We start from the raw sequence: 21,865 nt of genomic DNA on the forward strand, positions 1-21,865 counted from the left end.
TGAATTACTGCTGTTCAACCACATGAGAGCGATTTAATGCCAACGTGTCCATAGATGTTTTTTCACCATTGGGCCAGGTGATTTCTATGGAGTTGATTTTCTGGTCGCCCAGGCCAATATGCTGCTCTTTCGGGTGTACAGACATATAGCCAATAGTGCTGTGGACTTCACGCCAAATTTTTTGCCCGCCGGAGGTGTGAAGGATAATCCGCGCACCAATGGCATCCCTTGAAACACCTTTGCTCGGGTTTCCGATAAGCTTGATCTTCACCCAGTTTGAACTGCTGCCTGAGGCATCCAGTTCGTTTTTGTAAAAGTAGGCCTTTTCATGGTAGTTGTTGAGGATGACGTCAAGGTCGCCATCATTGTCAAAGTCTAGGTATGCGGCGCTTCTCGAGTTGCCGACCAAGTCCATCCCGGACTCTTTGGAGCGATTGTTAAGCTTGCCGTTTTGGTTGACAAAAAATACGTTCGACTCTTTTGTCGCCACAGGCATATAGATTTTTTTCGCCTCATTGGAGTGAGGGTCGGTATAGTAGGGGTTCTCGCTACTGTAGATGTTAAACTCATTCATGCCGTTGGTGACATACAGGTCGTTGTCGCCATCGTTATCGAAGTCAAAAAAGTCTGCGTCCCATGACCAGCCAGTCGACGAATAGCCTCTGCCCACAGCATCGCTCAGCTCGTAAGAGAGCGTGTTGCCTAATTTGGATAGGAAGAGATCGTTGGCTTCTACCACTCTCATGTTCGCCAACTTCTCGGCATTGAACTTCATTGTGGTGTCTTCGTTGGGTAAGACATACTTTTCGTCTTTGTTCATGGTGACGATGTTTGAGATGTATATGTCAGGCTGCAAGTCCTGGTTCAGGTCCGCAATGCCAATGTTCATTGTGTAGGACGGTTTGTCAGTGCCCAATTCTTTTGAGATGTCTTTGAACTGGTTGTTGCCCATGTTCTTCAGGTAGGCGTTTACGCCAAAGTCATTGCCGACAATTAAGTCCTGTAGGCCGTCGCCATCAAGGTCTGTGTGCGCCGCGGCTTGTCCCCAGCCGGTGTTTGCCGTGCCGCTTCCCTCGGTAACGTTTTTAAACTTGAATCCGCCCATGTTTTTAAAGAGCTGGTTGGGGAGCCCGTTGTCGTTTCTTCTTTTAAGTGTGGGTAGCACACCTTTTGTATAGTGGCCGAAATAGGTGATGTAGATGTCCAGCAGCCCGTCATTGTCAAAATCGGCAGCCGTTGCGGGTCCGCCGACTAGGTTCTCTCCGCCTAAGTTAGCGATGTCGGTAACGTCTTCAAACTTTCCATCGCCCAAGTTCTTGTAGACCCGGTGTGCGTCCTCCACGTAGGTGATCACAATATCCTGTAGGCCGTCGTTGTCCAGGTCGGCGATAATGGGTTGGCGAGGCTCCCCAGGTGTGTTGTCGGGCTCGCGCTTCCACTCCAGGCCGGCGGCCTTGGTGATGTCGACAAATTTCTCGCCGTTTTGGTTCAGGTAGAGCTTGTTGCCCAAGCCCCCGAGAATCAGTATGTCGTCATAGCCATCGTTGTTGATGTCCTCGGCAGCAACGCCGCCCCCACCAAAGGCGGGGGGAATGGTAATCACGCCGACGCCCTGGCCTTTATCCAGATAGCTGCGCAGCTGACGATTGAGCCAATCCGAAGTGCGGTGCATAAAGTCAATGCCGACCGCCGAAGAGGCATCGGTAAAGAATTGTGTGTCGGATGTGGGAGAGGAGTCGGCCCCAGAAGAGACAATGGTGTTTTCTTTGGTGTCGACATTTTTAATGGCCGCGTGACGATCCACTCTGTCCTGAATGGATTTTAGCCCGGCAATAAATACCTCGGACGAAATTCTCTCCTGATCCTTCGATTTTGCGATGTTGCCTGCCGTTCTTAGTGATAAAACGCCAAACTGAGCGATATTCTCTACAATAAGCTCCAGCGCGAAAGGGTCCGGCTGCAGCTTTGCGTTAAAATCTGGAGCGTTCAGCGCAAATTCCAGGTAACGCCAGTGCAGCCCGCTGTCGCGGAAGGAGTCCATATCGTAGGATTCGATGGCTACCTGGTCTTTGTGACCGAGCTTGGGGAAGAACAGCGCGTCTTCGTATTCATTGATTTGATGGGGGATAAACACATCCACCAACGATTGGACATCGCTTTCCCGGATGGTTGAGTGTCCTCTGGAAAGCGCAATTTTTTCGGATTCCAGGTAGAAATCTCGCGCAAACTGAACCAGGGTTTCAATGTAGAGGTTCTGGAAGTTCTTTGCTTCTTCGGGGTCCTTCGGCCAGCTGACCCGGGCAAAATAGACCTGCAGGTTCCTGACGAACAGTTGCTCTGATATGTTGTTATACACTTCGTACGAAGCGACTTTTTGTTCGATGATTCGTTTGACCAGAGAAAGGTCGGCCGCTTGGGGCGCAGCGCTGCCGCTGGAGGCTTTGCTTGCTTGCACTAAGGCCTGATCTCCCAACAGCTCTGTCCAAACGGAGACCAGGTTGTCCACGGTAACTTCGTGGTCGTCATTTCTTCTGGCTTTTTCGTCGGCTATTTTTAAAACGGCCAAGCTGTGCAGGTCTAAAGCTTCTTTTAACTGGCTAATCACCTCCTGGTCGATGGGGAGCAGTGTGGAATCGGCGTCAAACAGCGACTCCTGCTGCACCGCCAATATAGCCCGCAAGGCATAGGCAATGGTCGAGTACTGCCGCTTATCCACTTTGTTGATATTGACTTGCTGACCCTCGGGATAGGTGACCTCCCAGTGGTCGTTCTTGCCGCGCTTGTAGGCAATAGAGCTGGCCAGTGCTTGGTTTAATGTTTCTAAAGTGACGGCACTCTGCCCATTTTCTCTCGCCTTCTCGCTGGCCAGCTCCCAAATAGACTGGGCAAACTGCTTTTGCAGCAGGTTTTTACTAAAACGCGCCTCGTTTGAGAGGGGCGTGCCGAACATAAAGTCTTCTAGCCTGGAGGCCGTGGCATAACATTTCGGGTCTCTCTCCTTCTCGAGGAGTTTGATCTGATTGACGATGTCCGCAATGGAGTCTTCAGGTTGCGAGCTTGTCTCGGCAAGGCTGTAGGCCGAACAGAGTAGGGCACAAGAGAAAATGGCTGTCTTGCTGATCGTCATCATTGAGTGGGCCGCTCCAGGGTAGCCGGGGAGCCCAGACTTGCTGCTTGACCCCCATAAATTATGTTTGGTGTTGCTATTTTGTTTTGCCCGGGAGCGGAAAATAAGAGCTCCGGGTTTTGGTGTGCCAGGTATTATGAAGGATTCCCAAAGAGTAAAAAAGCCAAGAGGTGAGGCCTGATTCTGGGGAAGGGGCTTTTGCCGTATCACCCGTTTGCGATTGCCCCACCCTATGGCACGCCGGATTTTGTGGTTTGAATGAACAGGCTGAGTTTTCGTGACGGGCAGGGCGGCTGCCTGAATTTTAGTAACACGTTGAAAATCAATGAGTTTATTTACACTTCGCAGCCCAGGTGGTAACCGCCGGGGGTGGGTGCTGCGGTTAATAAATGCTCACTGTGACTCTTTTCACAAAGCCGTGCCGGTGGTACCCTAAGCACCAGCAGGTGGACCGGGAATTTCGCGCCACCCGATAAGTTGAAAAGGGACGCTAGGAGCTGTTGGAAGGCCTATTGTCGCTCGTAACCGGCCAGATGATTGGGTTTGATGGGGAATATCCAGTCTTGTGGTTTGCACTACTTCTAACGCTCAGCATAAGAATCAAGGCAGATAATATGAATTTCAAGTACGCCGCCAGCCGCCCAGCATTGTTGAGCCGGGTCGCTAAGACGCTCGTTGCCCCTCTTTTCGCATTGGCGTTTGCCGGCGAGGCCGCAGCCCAGGCCAGCTTCTCAAAAACCTTTAGCCCCGATGTCATCGGGCCGGAGAGTACCTCTGCTCTGACCTTTACCATTACGGCGCCGGCCGCGGCGACGGATTTTGAATTTACCGATGTACTGCCGCCGGGGTTGGTGCTTGCCTCGCCGCCCAGTCCGACCTTAGGGGCCGGCTGCGACCTGGGAACCTTGGTGACCGCACCGGCCGGAGGCGATACGATAACCTTCTCCTCGCCCCGGTTGGGCGCTGGCGGCACCTGTACCTTGACGGTAGATGTCACCGGTGACATTGGGGTCGCCTCAGGCAACTATGACAACGTCAGTAGCGACTTGATCTCCAGCGCGGGAAACAGCGGCCCGGCTGCCGACACCTTGGAGATTGATGAGAATCGCCCTAGCTTTAGCAAGTTATTCTCCACCAATAGCACCGCCCCAGGACAAATCATTCGGCTGAGCTTTTTTATCGATTATACCGGGGGTAGCCCTGTCACCGGCCTCGGTTTCACGGACAACTTGCCCGCGGGTTTACAAGTAGCGGCGGCGCCCGATGTTCTTAATACTTGTTCCGGCGGCACCTTTACCGCAACGGCGGGAGCATCCTCAGTTTCTTTGGTTAATGCTTTCCTGCTCGCCGGTACCAGCTGCGAAATAGGCGTTAATCTGGAAGTCACCGGTTTGGGTACGCTTAATAACCGTACCACCAATGCCGGCTCGTCATTGGGTAACTTGGGCTACGCTGTAGACCAGGTGGTTTCCAGCCTGGACCCCGTTGGGCTGACAAAGCGTTTTGACGATCCCGTGCCCCCAGGCGGCACAACGGATTTGGTATTCACCCTGACCAACAGTACCCGTGATACCGTTACTGGCATTAACTTTACCGACGACCTGGATGCTACGCTGTCTGGTCTTGTGGCGAATGGCCCATTCTTGTTGTCGCCCTGTGGCGCTGGCTCCAGCATTTCTGGTAGCAGTCTGCTCAGTTTTAGCGGCGGCAGCCTGGCCAGCGGTGAGTCCTGCACCTTCTCTGTCGAGGTTACGGTACCCGGCGGTGCCGCCGCGGGTAGTTACCCCAATACCACCAGCAACGTAGGTTCCAGCGCCGGCACTTATTCACCGGCGACTGACACTCTGAACGTTGGCTATGCACCGGTTTTGGTGAAGGAGTTCTGCGAGTCAGGCGCCGCGACGACAGATCCCTGCGTTGCGGTTGAGCAAGTAGAGGATGGGGAGCTGATCACCGCTCGGTTCACGGTGAGCAACCCACACCCATCTACCACCGTAACGGATCTTACTTTTGATGATGACTTCATCGCCTTTGTCGGCGCTGCCAGTGTCACCCCTTTCAGTGTTCCTGGCGCCTGCGGGGCGGGGTCGACTTTCTTTGATATCGATGGTGGGTCTTCCAATCGGACTTACCGCCTTATCGACGGTTCTCTGGCGGCTGGAGCTTCCTGTACCTTCCAGGTGGATGTACAGCTGCCCTCTAGCGTTCCCCCAGGGACTTATATCAACCAGACCACACCGATTTTGGGTGACTATGGCAGTGGCCAGGTGGCCGGCAACCGCGGCGTGGATCAGGTTAGCCGCGGCGCTGCGCCGCAGCTAAGCAAAACTTTTGATGACCCGGTAGGCGCCGGCGATACGGTGGACTTGGTGTATACGCTGGATGCCAGCGAGAGCCCGGAGGACTTTACCAATATCGCCTTTACCGATGACCTGGGCGCTGCACTCACCAATCTTACGGTAGATACCTCTCCGCTCTCGCCCTGTGGCGGTGCGCTTTCCACGGGCGGCGGCGTGGTATCCCTATCCGGGGCCAGCCTTACGGCCGGGGACACATGCACTTTTACGGTTGTTCTCCAGGTGCCTGTGGATGCTGCGCCCGCAAGCTACCCCAGCACCACCAGCACGGTTACCGCCACGGCCGCTGGCGAGCCCGTTGTGGGTAGCCCCGCCAGTGATAATCTTGATATCGCGTATGTGGATTTTCAGAAAGGCTTTATCGACGACCCGGTGGTATCGGGCGGCACCGTAACTCTGACCTTTTTTATCGACAACCTGAGCGCCGATCCCCTGACTGCGCTGTCGTTTACTGACAATCTTGGGGCGGTATTGACTGGCCTGGCACCTACCGATATGCCGCAGAGCAATATTTGTGGCGCCGGCTCTTCCGCCAGTTTCTCTGGTGGGGTGTTGACCATCACGGGCGGTAACTTGGCGGTGGGTGAAAATTGCACCTTTTCTACGGTGCTGCAGGTGCCTGCAGGCACCGCTGCCGGCAATTACGCCAATGTGACCTCTAACCTTACCGGTTCCGCTGACGGCACCCCGTTTGTTGCTCCCGGGGCGGTTGATAGCGTGTTGGTAACCGATCCCTTGGCGTTGACCAAGGAGTTTATTGACGATCCCGCCGCTCCGGGTGGCACAGTGACCTTGGAGTTTACGGTCACCAACACCAGCCCCAGCGATACCATCAGCAATATTGCCTTCACGGATGACCTCGATGCGGTATTCTCCGGCCTGGTCTCGGCAAGTGGCGCTCAGGCGGGTGTTTGTGGTGTTGGCTCCCAGCTCTCGGGTACCAATGAATTAACGTTAACCGGTGGCGAACTCGCCCCCGGTGCATCCTGCACCTTTTCGGCTACGTTGAGCATCCCGGCCAGTGCTTCCGGCAGTGCGGTTAACACTACATCGACGGTCACGGGGACCATTGGCGGCGTGCCCATCGAAGGCACCGCCGCAACCGATACGCTGCAAATCAACAATGTGACCTTTACCAAGAGTTTTTCCGGGCCCAGCACGGCCACAGGTGCGGTCACGCTGAGCTTCACCATTGAGAATCTTGATGCTGGCAATGGCGTCAGTGGCCTGTCCTTTACCGACAGTCTTAGCTCGGTAATGGCCGGTTTGGTGGCGACCAATACACCGCAATCCAATGTGTGTGGCGCAGGCTCGCTTTTGGGCGGCACAAGCTTGCTGACCTTTACCGGCGGAGATCTTGGCCCCGGCGACTCTTGCTCTTTTAGCGTCCAGCTCCAGGTTCCGGCGTCTGCCACAGCCGGCAGCTACACGAACACCACATCTAACCTGACCAGCAACGGCTTGCTTGTGGCTGACCCTGCCTCAGACGCGCTGCAGATCGAGCCGCCGCCGACCTTTGCCAAGGTGTTTGCACCCAGTGCCATTGCGCTTAGCGGCACCTCGACCCTGACCTTTACGATCGACAACAGCGCCAGTGCTGTGGCGGCGACGTCACTGGACTTTACCGATAACCTGCCTGCTGGACTTCAGGTGTCTGGTACACCAAATGGCTCGACCACCTGCACCGGTGGAACGCTCACCGCAGTTGCCGGAAGCAGCACCGTTAGTTATACCGGCGCCACTGTCGGGGCCGGCAGCGTGTGTACTGTGCAAGTCGATATCATCAGCACTGCCGAGGGCAACTTTATCAATACCACCGGTGATCTGACCTCGAGCTCGGGAAACAGTGGCACGGCCACTGACACTCTGGATGTTGTGACTGGCGACTTTGTCATGCTCAAATCGTTCCGCAGCCAGCCAGTATTGCCGGGCGGCCTCGTGGAAATGGAGCTGTCGTTTGTGAATGGCTCGGCCTTTGCGCTCACGGACATTGCGTTGACTGACGATCTCGATGCCGTTCTGTCAGGCCTGGTGGCTGAGGGTCTGCCTATTGCCGATGCTTGTGGCACTGGTTCGAATGTATCGGGCACAAGCACTGTGACTGTGACGGGGGGCAACCTGGCCGCTGGCGGCTCTTGTACTATTGTCGTTCCGGTACGTGTTCCAGCTGGCGCTGCGAGTGGTACCTACACCAACACCACTAGCGTGGCTACCGGTTCGCGAGGTGGCATTGCGGTTGAGGCGACCGCCGCCAGCGGCGATCTGGTCGTTGAGTCGCTGGCATTTACGGCAGCCATTGACCCAAGCACCGTTCAGCCGGGTTCTACGACAACAGCGACCTTTGAAATCATTAACCCGGATCCGGCCAATGCACTGTCTGGACTGGGTTTCAGCTTTGATCTGGATGCATTTGTGCCCGGCATGACCGCTACGACTACGCCCCTGAATGACGCGTGTGGGACTGGCTCTGTGGTTAACGGAACATCGACGGTCGCGTTGACCGGCGGTGCGATTGCGGCTGGTGGCTCGTGTTCGTTCCAGGTAGTGTTGAGCATTCCCGTCTACACTGCGCCCGGCTCATATTCTGGTGTCACGAGCGAGCTGGCCTCTGATCTTGGCAACACCGCCGGCGCGCCGGTATCTCTATCGGTAGGCGAGGCGGCACCTCTGCCGGCGATCAACACACTGTGGTTGACCTTCATGACTCTGCTAATGGCCATTATCGGTTGGCGGGCTCTGAGAGTCACAGCTCGAACAGGTTTTTGATGGAGCAGGGAGCTGTTAACCCTGCGCGAGTGCTAAAAATGCGCCATAATGCATATATAACAACCAGCCGTGGTAGACCAGACCCGGCGACAAACAGACAAATGATCTGGCGCGGTCCGCAGGCCGTGCTAAAACAACAACGCTGTATCCCAATGCCAATGCAAGCTGAGAGGAGCTGAAGGTGAACACATACAAAACAATTAAAATGACCGCATTGGCGATAACTATCGCCGCGGCTTGTTCGTGGGCAAATGCCCAGAACTCGGTTCTCTTTGAGAGTCACACACTGCCTGACGCGGTGGTTTTCGAGCCGACAGATATTATGGGGTTGGATGCCGAGGTCGACCTGATTATCTCGGGCCCGGAAGGCTATTATGAGCGCTTCAGCTTTTCCGCTGGGGGGCCGATAGAGTTTGTCCCCGCTGCCTTGGCTGGGGACAACTTGCCCGATGGTACTTACCGCTACGAGCTGCGCATTATGGGTGTTCCGGGGATGTCGCGCGATCGCAACAGCGACCAGCCGGTTACTATTGAGCCAATCGAGGGCGGGTTTGGCAGCTTCTCGATACAGGGCGGGCAGCTCGTCACTTCGAATGTCGCGGAGGCACCCTATAAAGGCTCAAGCTTTCGAGCCTCCAAAGTTGTCGGTGAAGAGCGCGGCGAGCTTGTTGCTGAGGAGCAAACGTTCGTTTCAGACGTAGAAGTCCAGGGCAGCCTGTGTGTCGGCGTCGACTGTACCACCAGCGAAAACTTTGGCTTCGACACCATTCGTTTAAAGGAGAACAACCTTAGAATCAAGTTTGACGATACCAGTAACTCCGGAAGCTTTCCTAACCACGACTGGCAGCTCACTGCAAACGAGACCAGCAATGGTGGTATGAATAAATTTTCCATCGATAATACAACAACCGGACGCACTCCATTCACCGTGGAAGGCAACGCGCCTAATAACACTTTGTACATCGCCGACGAAGGTCGAATTGGTATCCGAACCACCACGCCAGTTGTGCCGGTACACATGACAGACGGCAATACACCTGCTGTGCGGCTTGAGCAAGACGGCAGCTCCGGCTTTGCCGCTCAGACTTGGGATGTCGCTGGAAATGAAACCAATTTCTTTATTCGCGATGTAACCAATAGCAGCAAACTCCCTTTCAAAATCCGTCCAGGCGCGCCGACCAACTCGTTTTTTATTGATACCGATGGTGACGTGGGGGTGGGCACTGATTCCCCAGATGCCAAGTTCGAAGTCTCGTCGGTAGCCAGCTTTAACTTTTTTCGTTTAACGGCTACGCAGGCCTCGCCCAACTCTTCGGTAGACTTCACATTTACTGATGCTGGTGCCGACGGGCAGTTGCGTATCAATATTGTGGATGCAGACGCTCAAGAATTTGCGCTAGATGCAGATGGGAATCTCACAATAAGCGGCACCTTAACCGCCAATGGTTCAACTTTTCCGGATTACGTATTTGCTGATGATTATGTGCTAATGCCTCTGAATGAAGTAAAGAAATTTATTCAGAAAAATCGTCATTTACCTAATGTGCCTTCCGCGAAGGAGATTGAAAAGGATGGCCTGAATATGACCGATATGCAGAAGCTAATCATGGAGAAGGTTGAGGAGCTTACGCTCTATACGATTCAGCAGCAAGAGGCGATTGAGGAACAGCGCAAGTTAATTGCTGAGCTCAGGAAAGAGATTGAGAGCATGAGGCAGTAAGGGTAAAATATTCTCGCGCCCTTTGAGAGTGCGTTTCTTAGGGCGCCGAGCTTTTGCTCTTCCAGATCAATTCAATAAATCTCAGCCTAAGTCGATTGGCTAGACAAAAATGCTGTCTCCACAAGACGATAATGCGAAACTAGTGCCGAGACAGATGAGCTTCCTCGCTCCACTATTTATAGGTTTTTGCAAAGCCTTTCCGCCGCGAACGGCGGATCAACGCTCTATTCGAGTTGGTGAGTCCGCCTTACAAGTCACTTGACTAGCCCCTTTACCCTATTTAGTTTTTGAAATGTCAAATAAGCTGAGGCTGGCTAACTAAAGGGTAAGATAGGCTGTCGAGCGCGAATATTTCGAGGAGCATATTTTTTGAACCCTGATAACTATTTTTTAAAGCAGGACTATAGGAGTCATAAGATTCCTCGCCCATTTAACGACTCTGAAGAGGATGCGTTGACTTACCAGTTGGAGGTCTATCAATTTGCAGCTGATGTTATCCAAAAGCTGGGGTGTCGAAGTGTTCTCGATGTCGGTTGTGGCTATGCTCTGAAGCTGGCTAAGTATATCAGGCCCCTCTGCGAAAAAATCGTTGGTGTCGATCAGGATCATGCGATCGACTACTGCAATAGCAATCATGCTTTTGGTCAGTGGATAGTTGATAATCTTGAGGTTCCGCAGACATCATTCAACGAAAAGTTTGATCTTATTGTTTCGGCGGACGTTGTCGAACATTTGGTAGATCCGGATTCACTTCTTAACTACATTCGAAGGTGTGCATCAGAGAATTCTAGAATAATTATATCTACACCAGAGCGAGATTTGCGCCGCGGGGCTGACTCTATGGGGCCTCCAGCTAATCCAGCTCACGTCCGAGAGTGGAACAAGTCTGAGTTTGCAGCTTATTTAAAGGATCGAAATTTCCGAATTCTTGATCACCAAATAATGAACCTAAAAGAGGGGATGCCAACTTGCCAAACAGTGTTGTGCACTATTTGACATGCTTTCCTCGCCAAGCTCCGGTGGCTTTGTTGTGCCCATACGATGGCGGCGAAGTGGGTGTGTGAAAGTTGCTGAGAAAAACATGGTGTTAATTTGGTTTGTGCAAGTAGTAGGCGATTGGGGGCAGTGTGGCAGCAAGGCGCTTTAATCGTGCGCCAGCATATACTTTAAGTCAATAGCTCCGCGGGTACTGATATGAAAAGGGGGTAGTTCCTATGTTCTATAGACTTCTTGTGCTAAACCTGACTTGAGTTCTTTCATCCGTTCCAAAAAAAATACCACCTTTCTTAAATGAAGATGCCCATGCTATACGACAGAGTTGCGCTACTCACTAGTTATCCGAAATTGAACCCGACAAAGAAGTCGGTTCACCGAATCGTCTCTAAAGTTGCGGGGGCTTGCGAGTGGTTTTTCCCACAGCTGTCATGGCAAGGAACGCAGCAGTTTCTCTTAAGTTTGAGTCGGTTTCGTCCTACCTTGGCAATCGTTATTAATGACGCCGAGCCGGCGGCGCAATGGATGATACAATTGGTGGCAAGAGAGTGTCCGCTAGTTTTAGTGGAAAACGGATTGTTGCCGCAAAAAAATCACATTATTTTCAACTGTTTCGGCACAGGCCTTTCCTATCAGGGTCGTCCGCACGCCGGGAGTGCCAAGGCGGCTGAGTGCGACGAATATATTGAAAGCTATCGAACGAGTATTGGCTTTAGGCGCTCATGTGTAGATAAGATAAAGCGTGAACAAAAAGTACTTTTTGCCGGCCAAATTTGGTGGGACTCTGCAAATTATCGTTACCGAAGCTCGTTTCTAGAGATAGAACATTCCAATCAGCGTGACTTAGACTTTGTGGCTAATTGTCATCCAGGTGAAAGACTCGTGTTTTGTCCCCATCCGCTTGACTCATCTACAATAAAGCTGCCCCAGCATTTGAGCCACATTTCGGTCTCTCGATTCCAGACACACCAAGAACTACAAAGTGCAAAAGCAATTTATGCTCACTCTTCTACCGTGTTGGTTGAGTCATCAGCGCTTGGCGTGCCGGCCCGAGCCTTGGCAAAACCACTTGGCCAACCGTCAGAAGAATCGATATTTGGCTTGCCGGTCAAATCTATGCATAACGGATCTTTGAGGTCAGTAGACTTTCTTGATATTTTGTGTTCGCAATGCCATACTCTTCGCGAAACGCCGGAAGGGGTGGATTTTTCGATAAGATTCGCCTTGAGACAAGTGGATGTAGATGATATGTCGCAGGACAAACTGCGATTTAAAAATGATATTGTCGGTGAACAATGAGTACATCTGCAAACCAGATATCTTTGAACCTTCTCAATTGTTTAGACAGCGAAGACGAACGTAAGTTGTTGGCTCGTTTTCTTACGTGCGAGTGTGTGCTTCCCGATCGCCCCGGTGTCCTTGGTATTGCTTCGGAGCGTGCGCCTAGTAAAGGCTCTATTCTGGAGTTCGGTGTGTATAAGGGGGCGTCAATCAGATATTTATCCGACCTATTTCCAGGCCGCAGAATATATGGTTTTGACTCTTTTGTCGGTTTGCCAGAGCCTTGGGTTCGAACCACCGATGGGAAGTTCTATGGTGTGGGGCATTTCAGGCTAACTCAGAAACCGACGGTGCCAGATAACGTAACGCTCGTTGAGGGCTATTTTGAGAGCACACTGCCTGTTTGGCTATCCAGCTTTAATGGGATAGTCGCTCTCCTGCATATTGATGCCGATCTTTATAGCTCAGCAAAATTCGTGCTTGAATCCTTGGATCGTTACTTGGTTCCAGAAGTTGTGATCGTGTTTGATGAGCTGTGTGATTGGCAGAATTCGGGGGTCTATTCAGCATGGCCGGATGGTGAGTGGAAAGCTTTCTGTGCATGGATTAATGCTTCTAAGTTCAATTTTGAAGTTATTGCCAGAGGGGTTCAGTATTCTGCCGCAATTCGGATTACTGCCTGAGCTAGCTCTTGGTCTAATTGATAATAATTCGTGGCGATAGTCGGAAATTTGTATGTTAAAAACGCAGGCCGAACGTCTACAGTTCCGTAATGGAACAGTTTCCTCTCCCTTTTCAATGCTGCCTTTTGCCGGTGAAACTCTGGCTTATTTTTTGGAGAATTTTGAATTTGATACTGTTCTCGACATTGGGAGCGGCTCTGGCGCGCATAGCCAAATTATGGCTGATATGGGAAAGGTAGTTACGGCTGTTGACTACGGAACTTCGGTGTACTTTGAAGGCAGGGAGTCTAGCTATGCGTGCCTGTTTGGTGATTACAACTCAATGGAGTTTGACGAACAGTTTGATGCGGTTTGGGCCTCACATATACTCGAGCACCAATTAAACCCAAATATATTCTTAAAAAAAATAAATAGAGATCTTAAAGAAGGTGGAGTTCTCGCGGTTACTGTTCCTCCTTTAAAGCATCAGATTGTTGGTGGGCATGTCACTCTCTGGAATGCTGGGCTGCTACTTTATCAATTGGTTATGGCGAATTTTAATTGCCGAAATGCTTCTATTAAGTCTTATGGTTATAATGTCTCGGTTGTTCTAAAAAAGGAGTTTATAGATTTGCCGTCAGACTTAACCTATGATCAAGGTGATATTAAGAAGCTTTTTAAGTTTCTACCGAATGGCACTACTGAGCCATTTGATGGTCGCATTGAATCTTTAAATTGGGCAGTCCGTCAGGACTAACGAGGGTCTTTATTGCATTTCCCTCATCATGACACCTCCATGGAGCAAGTTTGGCTCACGATTCCCAGTGTGGCGATATCTAGACTTTTGCATATTGCTTTCCAGTGTTTTACCTCCGATATCCCGAGGCTTTAAGGCCGCGCGCCATCCCTGATGTGATGCATGCCGTCACGGGGTGAACTGACTCCAGGGCTCTATTTCGGCAGGGTTGCTGATTTCCTCAAGTGTCTCGGCAACACTTAGGGCTGCGCGCGCCGCCAGCGAATCGCGACTAATGATTGTGGCGAAAGCAAAGACAGATATCGCAGTGTGAATACGATTTTCGATACATTGACTATTCTTGTGAAGTGAAAGCAGCTGTGACTCTGCTTCCGCCTCGTGGTCAATGGTTAGGAAATGCCTTGAGGGGAATGCTTCCTTCGCAATTGCATATACATTTTCTGGGCCTAGTAGTGCGATTTCGAGTGCTGAAGACGAGTAAGATTTTTGACGGGGTGGCCTTATCATTTGTAGTGCAACCTCTAACCAACACGTGTCAGTTTTTAAGTTAGAAAATTCCATAACTTTTGTGAGAATTGACCTGGGTTCTTGCAGTAAGTCATCGTAAGAGCATTCAAAGTACTGATGATCCGGAATTCTTGATGCCTCATTCCTGATCCTCTTCAGTCTTCTGTGCCACGAAGAGGTGTAATCTTTTAAAGGTAGGGCGCGCATTTCATACTTTTCATATAAGCCGTCATATGAAAGGCTGCACCAGTTATCGTAGCCGGCACTTACCATCAACTTGCATCCTGAGTGCTTTGACATTGAACGGCTTGTATCTAAGCCGTCCCGAGTGATATGGATAAATTTGCAATCAGGCCATAGCTCACGAATGGTCCCCATGTAAAAACCGTAGTCCGGAGTTTTATCACCCCATACAATATTCTCACCAAAAGTCGTTTGTGCAAGCTCATCCATAAATTCTGATATTGTTAGCAGTTTTCTTACTTCTAGACGACGATAAAGTTCGGCTCTAAGAGATGTGTTTGAGTCGTGATGGGAGTACGCTGAATTGACATCAATAAGATTCTTTCCTGTATCCCAGGTGGTTTTCTCTGCAACATCAATCAAGCGCTTGTAATTTACCCGTTGTGTGCCAAAAAATTCAAACATTCTCGGGATCCAGTGAGTTTCATTAAACACCGAGATATCCGGGTGGGAGTGAATAAGGTTGCGTAGAAGTGTCGTTCCGCACCGGCTTGTTCCTACAATACATATCTTCATCTTTATTTGGCTCCAAGATGCGATAACTGCTTCCGATACCGCATTAGTCCAAGCTCAACAAGCTGCATGCTGTTTTCATATCTCTCTGACAAAGAGCACATTGGGTTTAGGTCGGGACAAGCTTTAACGACACTTGAATAGACAGCATACTGCCCGGCATCATCCCAGTGCTCTTTTCTGCTTGCTTCTAAGGCGACAGATTCGGAAAAATCGGAAAGCATTTTAAAGTGAAGGAGTGCGCCGGAGGTGCTGCCGGGCCGGGCTCCTTGGACGATATGAGTGGATGCCTCTAAGCGCATCTCTCTATTCCATTTGACTAAAGGTGTCTTAGCTAAGTAGGGGGGATTTGCAGTATGTTGTATGCCGTCCCAAAACAGCCGTTGTCTTGCGCCGCCCCTTACCGGCAAGCCCTTAAAATAACCTGCCTCGGCTAGGGTGTATCCAGACCGATCGAAATATGGGCAGGTAGAAATAAAAGATCCTTCTTGAGAATACTGAATCTTGCTAATGGGGCCTTCGCCATACATATCAAGTAGAAAAGTCGGTAAAGCGTTTGCGCCTTCATGCTCTAAGCAGTCGGTTAGCTCACGAAGTGGTATGCTCTCAATCTTCGGGAAAACCAATATTTCGTCAGCATCAACAATTAAAACCCATTGCTGCCCTTCAAGTTGTGACAACAACTGGTTGATCCAATCAATTCCACAACAGCTTTCGGAGTATGGCTGGTCGGTCCAGAAAACCGTGCAGTCGTCCTGCTCAAGAAGAAATTGGGTAGTGCCGTCAGTTGATGCATTGTCTACAAAAACAAATTCTTGGAAGCCAAGCGTGCGATAATACTTAAGAAAGTAAGGCAATCTTAGGGTTTCATTCCGAACACAGCAAAATAAGGGGAAATGCTCTTCACTGGGGAATTTGGATCGATAATCTTTTCCAATTAATTTCAATTCTCTGTCCTTAGTTTTAACATTGCTAGGTGTTCTTGGATTTATTGCTGCTGGCCGTAAAGTTCTGTCATATAAAGCATGAATCGTGTATCTGAGACAAGAGATTCGTTAACTATTCCTTGTTTTATCTCTTCGTCAGTATAAGTTGAATCAGTAAAATACTCCTGAAGCTCTCCTTTTCTATCCAGCTCGTAGAGTTCTCGCCAAGTGTCGCCGACAGCTTTATTGAGTCTTTGGTTTCGGTCGTACGCTGCTCCTCCTTGCTGTATTCTTTTCTGGAACTGCTTGAAGCCCCTTTTTTGAAAATGAAAAATGAGAATGTTCCCGCACTGCTCTGTGCGCGGGGCTCGGTTTTCAAATCCAAAAGAGTGATTTCCTTGGCTGACTTTTATGTCTGACGTCCCGCGATGGCAGACTTTGGGGGGAAGTGGTCGGCCAAGAGGGTTCAGTGATTTTTTCTCGCGTACGGTTAGTTGCGTGAAGAACGGAGATCGGTCATCGTAGTTCTCAATAGGAACGAAGTTGCTCCTTGGTACTATTAAGCCGTCAATGCTATTGTCCACAGATTCAAGAATTTTTGGAATTTTTCTTCCGTCGGATGGCCACCAGAATTCGTCTGCATCGACGTGCATGATCCAATCAGCTTTGTATTGCTCAGCCGCAATTCTTGCCATTCGCGTAACCCATTGGTCTTGAGAGTAATCATCATCTGGCTCAAAAATATAGTGCAAAACCCCCCTTTTTTCGTACTCCCGTAGTATGTCGGCTGTACTATCTTGTGAACGGTTGTCCGTGGCAACAATAAAGTCTACACCCCGACTCAGGTGATAATCGAGGTTTGCCCGGATTAACTCTTCTTCGTCACGCACAAGGATTGTCATGCAAAGCTTCAATTTAGTACGTCCTTCTAAAAAACACATGCATTGGCAAGTCGGTGTATGATTTGGCCTCATCTAGCTGTTCGGCGCTGGGAGTCTGGAGTGTATGCGGCCCACACCTCCAGTTCAAGTATCTTCCCCTCGCGCAAATGGCCTCAAGCTAAAAGTGGTTACACAGTCATTTCAGCGGGCTAGAGATGGCATATGTTGAACTGTGAATGACATTCCACCTGAGTTAGCTTTGACTGGTAAGATGTAAGGCGTGTGGCTGCTTAGTGGGGCATTGTAATATACTATCGGGAGGAGGCTCGATATTTGTTTTGGCCGTACTTTTGAATATGGACTGAGATTGTTGAGTCGATTAAGTATTGCTTGCAATTCTATAGAGATCTTAGTTCTAAGCCAGAGTGGTATTGTTTAGTTTTTCGGCGATGACTATTTGGAGGGGGGGCTGAGCCCGTTTTGCCTAGGTAGAGTGCTAGAAAAGCGCTCGAATGGACGGTTTGGTCAGCCATTTCCCCTGTGGGACTTGATTGGCCTTATACGGGGCACTGCCGTTAGTACTGTGGTTCTGGGTATTTAGGCAGTGCTGCATTTAATCACAAAGGCATGGCGTGCTGTGGTGGGGCAGGGTGACTTGACCATTCCAGTCCAAAGGGTGAAAATTGCTAAATGTTAAGATTAGGTTGATTTTTAGGAGAATATTAGGGGCTGGGTGCTTCGTAATCTCTCCGGGGAAATACGCTCTGAAGTAGGGCGGTGAAAGAATAGCACGACTGAGATAGTGTTTTAGAGCACTGCCCTGAACCACTTTCTTGGCCCTTGAGGGATTAAAGTCTTCAACACGCTATTTTGCTTCTCTGGAATTCAACAACTAATATTAGAGTATACATCTCGCGTTGGAGCGACGCTTTCTTACTTGATGGCCGAGCTTCCCGCCTTGGTAGTGCGTTAGCCGATTTTGTCCAGGCTGAAGATAGCCCAGCGGCAAATGCGGCCACTAAACTAATAAGGAATTTCCATGCTGAATTCACGCCTTGTCTTATTGACTGTAATGCTGGCGCTGGCCACTGGCGCCACTTTGTCTCAGGCTCAGGATGCCTTGTTCGTTAATAGTGATGGGAATGTCGGGGTGGGCACCAACACTCCGGGGGCACCTCTAACGGTGTCGACCACCGAAACTTATAGCTATTTTCGCATTGAAGCTTTGGGCGCTCCGGTGAACGTTTCCGCGGACATGACGTTTACTGCTGGGCCCAACGGTAACGGTGAGTACCGCATCAATGTGGTGGATGGCGACGGACCAGAAATGCGTGTTGATGCTGAAGGATTCGTGATTGCCACTGCAGGGTTCAAGGTCGGTGGTACCACGCTAAATGTGCCCGATTATGTATTTGAGCCGGATTACTCTCTGCTGCCACTGTCTGAGGTCGCCGCCTTTATCGAGGCCAATCGCCACCTTCCTGACGTGCCTTCTGCGGCAGATGTGGCCCGCGAAGGGCTTGACATGACAGGCATGCAGCTGACCCTCCTAAAAAAGGTCGAAGAGTTAACCTTATACACTCTCGCACAAGAAGAGGTTATCGCTGATCTGCAGAGGACCTTGGCGGACGAGCGAGCGCGCACTCAAGCCGCCCTAGAGGTACTAAATCATCGGCTGAACAGCATCGATGGGCGTTAGAGCTTTAGTACACTGCTGGTTTTTCACTTAGGGCGCTCGGAACTGCGCTTCCTTGCTGGTGTTGATGTGTTTTTATTGCGGCACGTTAAATGCTGGACCTATCAGTCTCGATCACCTAAATTGTAGTGCTGTTCAACGGGGCGAACTTAAATATCGCTTGAGGAGTGTTAAATAAAGGATGTCATATTCCTATCATTTATTTTTTACGCCGTCGGTTAATTCCCTATAGATATCTGCAATCCCGCCTGCTGACGTATCGATAGTGAACCTCTCCCTGAATCGCGTCAGACCGGCTTCCCCCATTGCTTTGCAAAGAGCCCGATTTTCCGCCAGGCGGACCAGGGCGTTGGCCAATGCATCGACATCGTTGGGGGGCACTACCAGGCCGGTTTGCTCGTGTTCTACGACCCAAGCCATACCAGTGCCCGTTACCGCGGTGACTAGGCAGGCCTTGCCCCTGCTCATGGCTTCCAAAAGCACTACGCCAAAGGCTTCTGTACGCTCGATGGAGGGCAGGCATAGGCAGTCGCTGGCGCGAAGCCGTCGATCCAGCTCCACCTCCGATAGGTTGCCCAGCAGGGTCACCCGTTCGCTCAGTTGCAGTTGCTCTATGAGAGCCTTGAGCTCGTGTTTGCGCTCGCCATCGCCGACAATATCCAGAGTCACGTCCGGGCACTGTTGTAAGGCTCGAAGCAGTACATCAAAACCCTTGTAATAGGCAAGCCGGCCTACGGCAATGAGCTGCAGGGGCTCGGCAGGTGTAACGGGAGGCTTGTCTGAGGGTGGAGGCTCGTTAATGCCCAGTGGAACCACCCGGCCCCGCTGGGTAAAAGGCGCCAGGGCTGGGCTGCTTTGCAGGTAGGGGGGCGAAGTGGTCACGATTACCGCGGCCCGGTTGAGTACCCAGCGTTCAAACGGGCGATAAAAGCGGTAAAACCACCGCAGCCCCCAATGAAGTGCGCCCACGGGTACGTCCGCATGCCAGTGCACTACCCAGGGAATCCGGCGAGCCCGGGGTAAGAATAGCGCCCAGAAAACCGAGACGTTGGGCATATGCAAATGCAGGATCGCTGGTGATTCATCGCGCAACAAACGGTTAAGTCGCCAGGGAAAGCCGGGGCTGATGGGGGTAAACAAGAGATTGGCCCAGACGGGAACACGCACGACTTTGGGGCCGCTGCCGCTTTGAGGTTCGCTTGGCTCTGGGCCTGGGGATCGGTGCACTAAGGCCAGACAACGAATGCCGCGCTCATGGAGCGCCATAAGCAGGTCGCGCAGGTAGGTTTCCATGCCGCCCCGATGGGGCGGGTAGAACTTACCGACGTGCAACGCCGTGCATTTTACGGGGTCGTTTGAGGCCAATGCTGGTACCCGCCGAGTTTATGGAGGCGCAACGGTAGCACGCGCTACTCGGTGCCTGCCATCGCCAGAGATTGGGCTTCGCCGAGCTGGCGGCAATGATCCCAGGCCGTGTGCCAGCTGGCCAGAGCTTGGCTGTAGCGCTCGGCGCGCTGGCGCAATTGGGCAAGCGTGGCGGTAAGCGCTTGTTGATCCGCACCGATGTCCCGAGTCGAGCGTGTCAGCAGCAGTTGCATGTCTTCCGCCAGATAGGGTGGTGGTTGCAGCGTTTGCAGGTTGCGTATCAGCTCTCGCGCCATAGAGCTTCGATCATCACTTAGGTGGCGGCGGTATTCGCTTGCCAGCGTCGCCTCGGGCGCTTGTGCCAGCGTTTTTAGCGATTGGCCCAACCACTGCAGCCGTGTTTGAGGCTCAGCACTCGGCACAGTGTGGCGCAGCCGCCGCAGGTAGAGTGTCATAAAACGTCCGGAATCGACGTTGGCGGGCTGCAGTAATTTGTCGCGGTCAAACTGTCGTTCCCGCTCCGGCTCATGCTTAAGCATCCAGGGCAGTTGAGCGAATAGGCTATCGGGATACACGCAGCACAAAAGTTCGACAAACACCGCATCTTCCCCGCGACCATTGGGGATGGTCGGCGGCATCAGCGTGCGATTGTCCACACCCACCAGAGGCGTTAGCAGTGCATGCCGCGGTATTAGCTTATGGCCCTGGGGGCGGCGCGCCAGCAGGCGGCGGGAAACCAGCTGCCGGTAAGTGTCTTCACTCTGCAGCCAGGGGCTTAACTGCTCAGGTGGCAGTGTGTAGAGCCAGCTGGCTTGGCCGGTACCTGGGTCGCCGAGCAAACCGTTGGCGCTGACTTTCACGGTCGCCCCAGGTTTCAAGTTGTGCAAGTCAGCGCTGGTCACCGATTGCCAAAAGTCACAGGGGTTTTCCGTTTGCGCAGACAGCGTGCTGAGCGACTGTCCAAGCCAGCGGCTGTGAGCTGCCAGCGGATCGATATCCAGTGGCGACCAGGCGCTTTGCAGGGCTTCGGTGCTGGCGTACATGCTCCAGTGGGCCACTTCACTGCCGGCAACGCCCATCTGCGATGCTTCTTGCGGGTCACCGTAGGGCGTCAGCTGGGCGTCGTCATCCATGATGGCGGTGGCTGTGCCTGCGCTGAGTAGCAGTGCGGTATTAAAGGTGGCCCCGGCGGTCATCTCGGGGTCGTTCGGGTCGCCGTTGAGCCACCAGCGCAGATCTTGGGCATCGGCCCCCGAGGCCGCCGCTAAAGTGTCTGCCAGACGCTCCCGGTCGGCCCGCGTAATATGGATTACAGTGGCGGACAGTTGTGGGCGCCATTTACTCAGCAGGGTGCGGCTGAGATCAAGATCCGACGCCTCGCGGGCGTCGTCCACCACCACCAGGGTGTTTACCGAGGCGCCAGCGCGACCATTTTGAAGGCTGCTCAGCAAACGTTCGAGCGCGTTCGGGCAGCGATAAGTGCGCACATACAGCGTTTTAATGGGCTCGGGTGCCGGCTCTGAGGAGTCTGGTTTGGCGTAGACTTGACTGAGCTTTGCAGCGTCCACTAATAGCCCTCGCTCGACCATATGCTTCAGCCCCTGCAGCAGTTGTTGAGTGTGGGGCTGTAGGACTGGCATCTTCTCAATGGCAACTGCTGTATGCTCCTCAAGGCTGCGCCACTGATCGCAAAGTGTCAGTACCTGCGCGAGGGTCTCGTGCAGGGGGGTGGGCGAGACGTCGTTTTCGGTGAGTACCAGCCGCTCGGCTTCGTGCAGGGGCCAGCTGAAAAATGGAAGAGCAATGTACTGGACCGCAGTGCCAGTTTGGGAGTCTTGCACAGCCATGAAATATCCTTTGCGTAGAAAACCACAGGGCCAGTAATCACCCTGCCCTGGCGGGCATACTACCGCGGGCTACTGGTATCAACAAGTTTATAGTATACGGTAGATTGAAAGCGTTTGAGCACCAAGGCTTTGCTTGGAGTCGGAGTAGAGGGGGTGCTTGTGGGAGATGAAATCTTCTTCTTGTGGACAGGTGGCTTTGGTGTAAATACTTAGCCGTGCCCTTA

The 21,865-nt window shown here is 51.9% G+C and carries 13 protein-coding genes; 7 read left to right on the forward strand and 6 right to left on the reverse strand.

The window, feature by feature from the left end; all coding sequences use genetic code 11:
- Nucleotides 1-4: 4 nt before the first annotated feature.
- A complete protein-coding gene (locus QWI16_RS13800; protein WP_302714019.1) occupies nucleotides 5-3,130 on the reverse strand; it encodes a CRTAC1 family protein in 3,126 nt (1,041 codons plus the stop codon).
- A gap of 611 nt (nucleotides 3,131-3,741) precedes the next feature.
- On the opposite strand from QWI16_RS13800, the gene QWI16_RS13805 reads away from it, so the two are divergent.
- From QWI16_RS13805 to QWI16_RS13830, 6 genes are all read left to right on the forward strand, one after another.
- The gene (locus QWI16_RS13805) at nucleotides 3,742-8,250 is read left to right on the forward strand and encodes a beta strand repeat-containing protein (protein WP_302714020.1); all 4,509 of its coding nucleotides are present in this window, start codon (nucleotides 3,742-3,744) and stop codon (nucleotides 8,248-8,250) included.
- A 181-nt stretch (nucleotides 8,251-8,431) separates the two neighbouring features.
- On the forward strand, nucleotides 8,432-9,970 hold the full coding sequence (locus QWI16_RS13810; RefSeq protein ID WP_302714021.1) for a hypothetical protein: 1,539 nt from the start codon (nucleotides 8,432-8,434) through the stop codon (nucleotides 9,968-9,970).
- Between the two features lie 369 nt (nucleotides 9,971-10,339).
- Entirely contained in the window at nucleotides 10,340-10,966 is a 627-nt protein-coding gene (locus tag QWI16_RS13815; RefSeq protein WP_302714022.1) for a class I SAM-dependent methyltransferase, read from the forward strand.
- Nucleotides 10,967-11,272: 306 nt separating this feature from the next.
- Nucleotides 11,273-12,262 carry a hypothetical protein gene (locus QWI16_RS13820; protein ID WP_302714023.1) on the forward strand — a complete coding sequence of 330 codons (990 nt, stop codon included), beginning with the start codon at nucleotides 11,273-11,275 and terminating at the stop codon, nucleotides 12,260-12,262.
- Nucleotides 12,259-12,927 (forward strand): class I SAM-dependent methyltransferase, encoded by a 669-nt coding sequence (locus QWI16_RS13825; protein WP_302714024.1) that lies wholly within the window; start codon nucleotides 12,259-12,261, stop codon nucleotides 12,925-12,927. Before QWI16_RS13820 ends, QWI16_RS13825 begins: the two co-directional genes overlap by 4 nt.
- A gap of 52 nt (nucleotides 12,928-12,979) precedes the next feature.
- Nucleotides 12,980-13,663: a class I SAM-dependent methyltransferase gene (locus QWI16_RS13830; protein WP_302714025.1), complete on the forward strand. Its 684-nt coding sequence runs from the start codon at nucleotides 12,980-12,982 to the stop codon at nucleotides 13,661-13,663.
- 168 nt (nucleotides 13,664-13,831) lie between these two features.
- On the opposite strand, the gene QWI16_RS13835 is transcribed toward QWI16_RS13830, so the two are convergent.
- From QWI16_RS13835 to QWI16_RS13845, 3 genes are read right to left on the reverse strand one after another with little or no spacing between them, the layout of a single operon-like run.
- A complete protein-coding gene (locus QWI16_RS13835) occupies nucleotides 13,832-14,929 on the reverse strand; it encodes a sulfotransferase family protein (RefSeq protein WP_302714026.1) in 1,098 nt (365 codons plus the stop codon).
- 2 nt (nucleotides 14,930-14,931) lie between these two features.
- The gene (locus tag QWI16_RS13840) at nucleotides 14,932-15,873 is read right to left on the reverse strand and encodes a glycosyltransferase family 2 protein (protein ID WP_302714027.1); all 942 of its coding nucleotides are present in this window, start codon (nucleotides 15,871-15,873) and stop codon (nucleotides 14,932-14,934) included.
- Nucleotides 15,874-15,914: 41 nt separating this feature from the next.
- Nucleotides 15,915-16,826, reverse strand: coding sequence for a glycosyltransferase family 2 protein (locus QWI16_RS13845; RefSeq protein WP_368045299.1), 912 nt, complete (start codon nucleotides 16,824-16,826; stop codon nucleotides 15,915-15,917).
- A 946-nt stretch (nucleotides 16,827-17,772) separates the two neighbouring features.
- Here QWI16_RS13845 and QWI16_RS13850 point away from each other — a divergent pair.
- Nucleotides 17,773-18,432 carry a hypothetical protein gene (locus QWI16_RS13850; protein WP_302714029.1) on the forward strand — a complete coding sequence of 220 codons (660 nt, stop codon included), beginning with the start codon at nucleotides 17,773-17,775 and terminating at the stop codon, nucleotides 18,430-18,432.
- Between the two features lie 192 nt (nucleotides 18,433-18,624).
- Here QWI16_RS13850 and QWI16_RS13855 read toward each other — a convergent pair whose 3' ends face one another.
- Both QWI16_RS13855 and QWI16_RS13860 read right to left on the reverse strand, forming a co-directional pair.
- Nucleotides 18,625-19,794: a glycosyltransferase gene (locus QWI16_RS13855; RefSeq protein WP_302714030.1), complete on the reverse strand. Its 1,170-nt coding sequence runs from the start codon at nucleotides 19,792-19,794 to the stop codon at nucleotides 18,625-18,627.
- A gap of 44 nt (nucleotides 19,795-19,838) precedes the next feature.
- On the reverse strand, nucleotides 19,839-21,641 hold the full coding sequence (locus tag QWI16_RS13860) for a hypothetical protein (protein ID WP_302714031.1): 1,803 nt from the start codon (nucleotides 21,639-21,641) through the stop codon (nucleotides 19,839-19,841).
- Nucleotides 21,642-21,865 lie beyond the last annotated feature (224 nt).

Source organism: Gilvimarinus algae (assembly GCF_030518215.1).
Lineage (GTDB): Bacteria > Pseudomonadota > Gammaproteobacteria > Pseudomonadales > Cellvibrionaceae > Gilvimarinus > Gilvimarinus algae.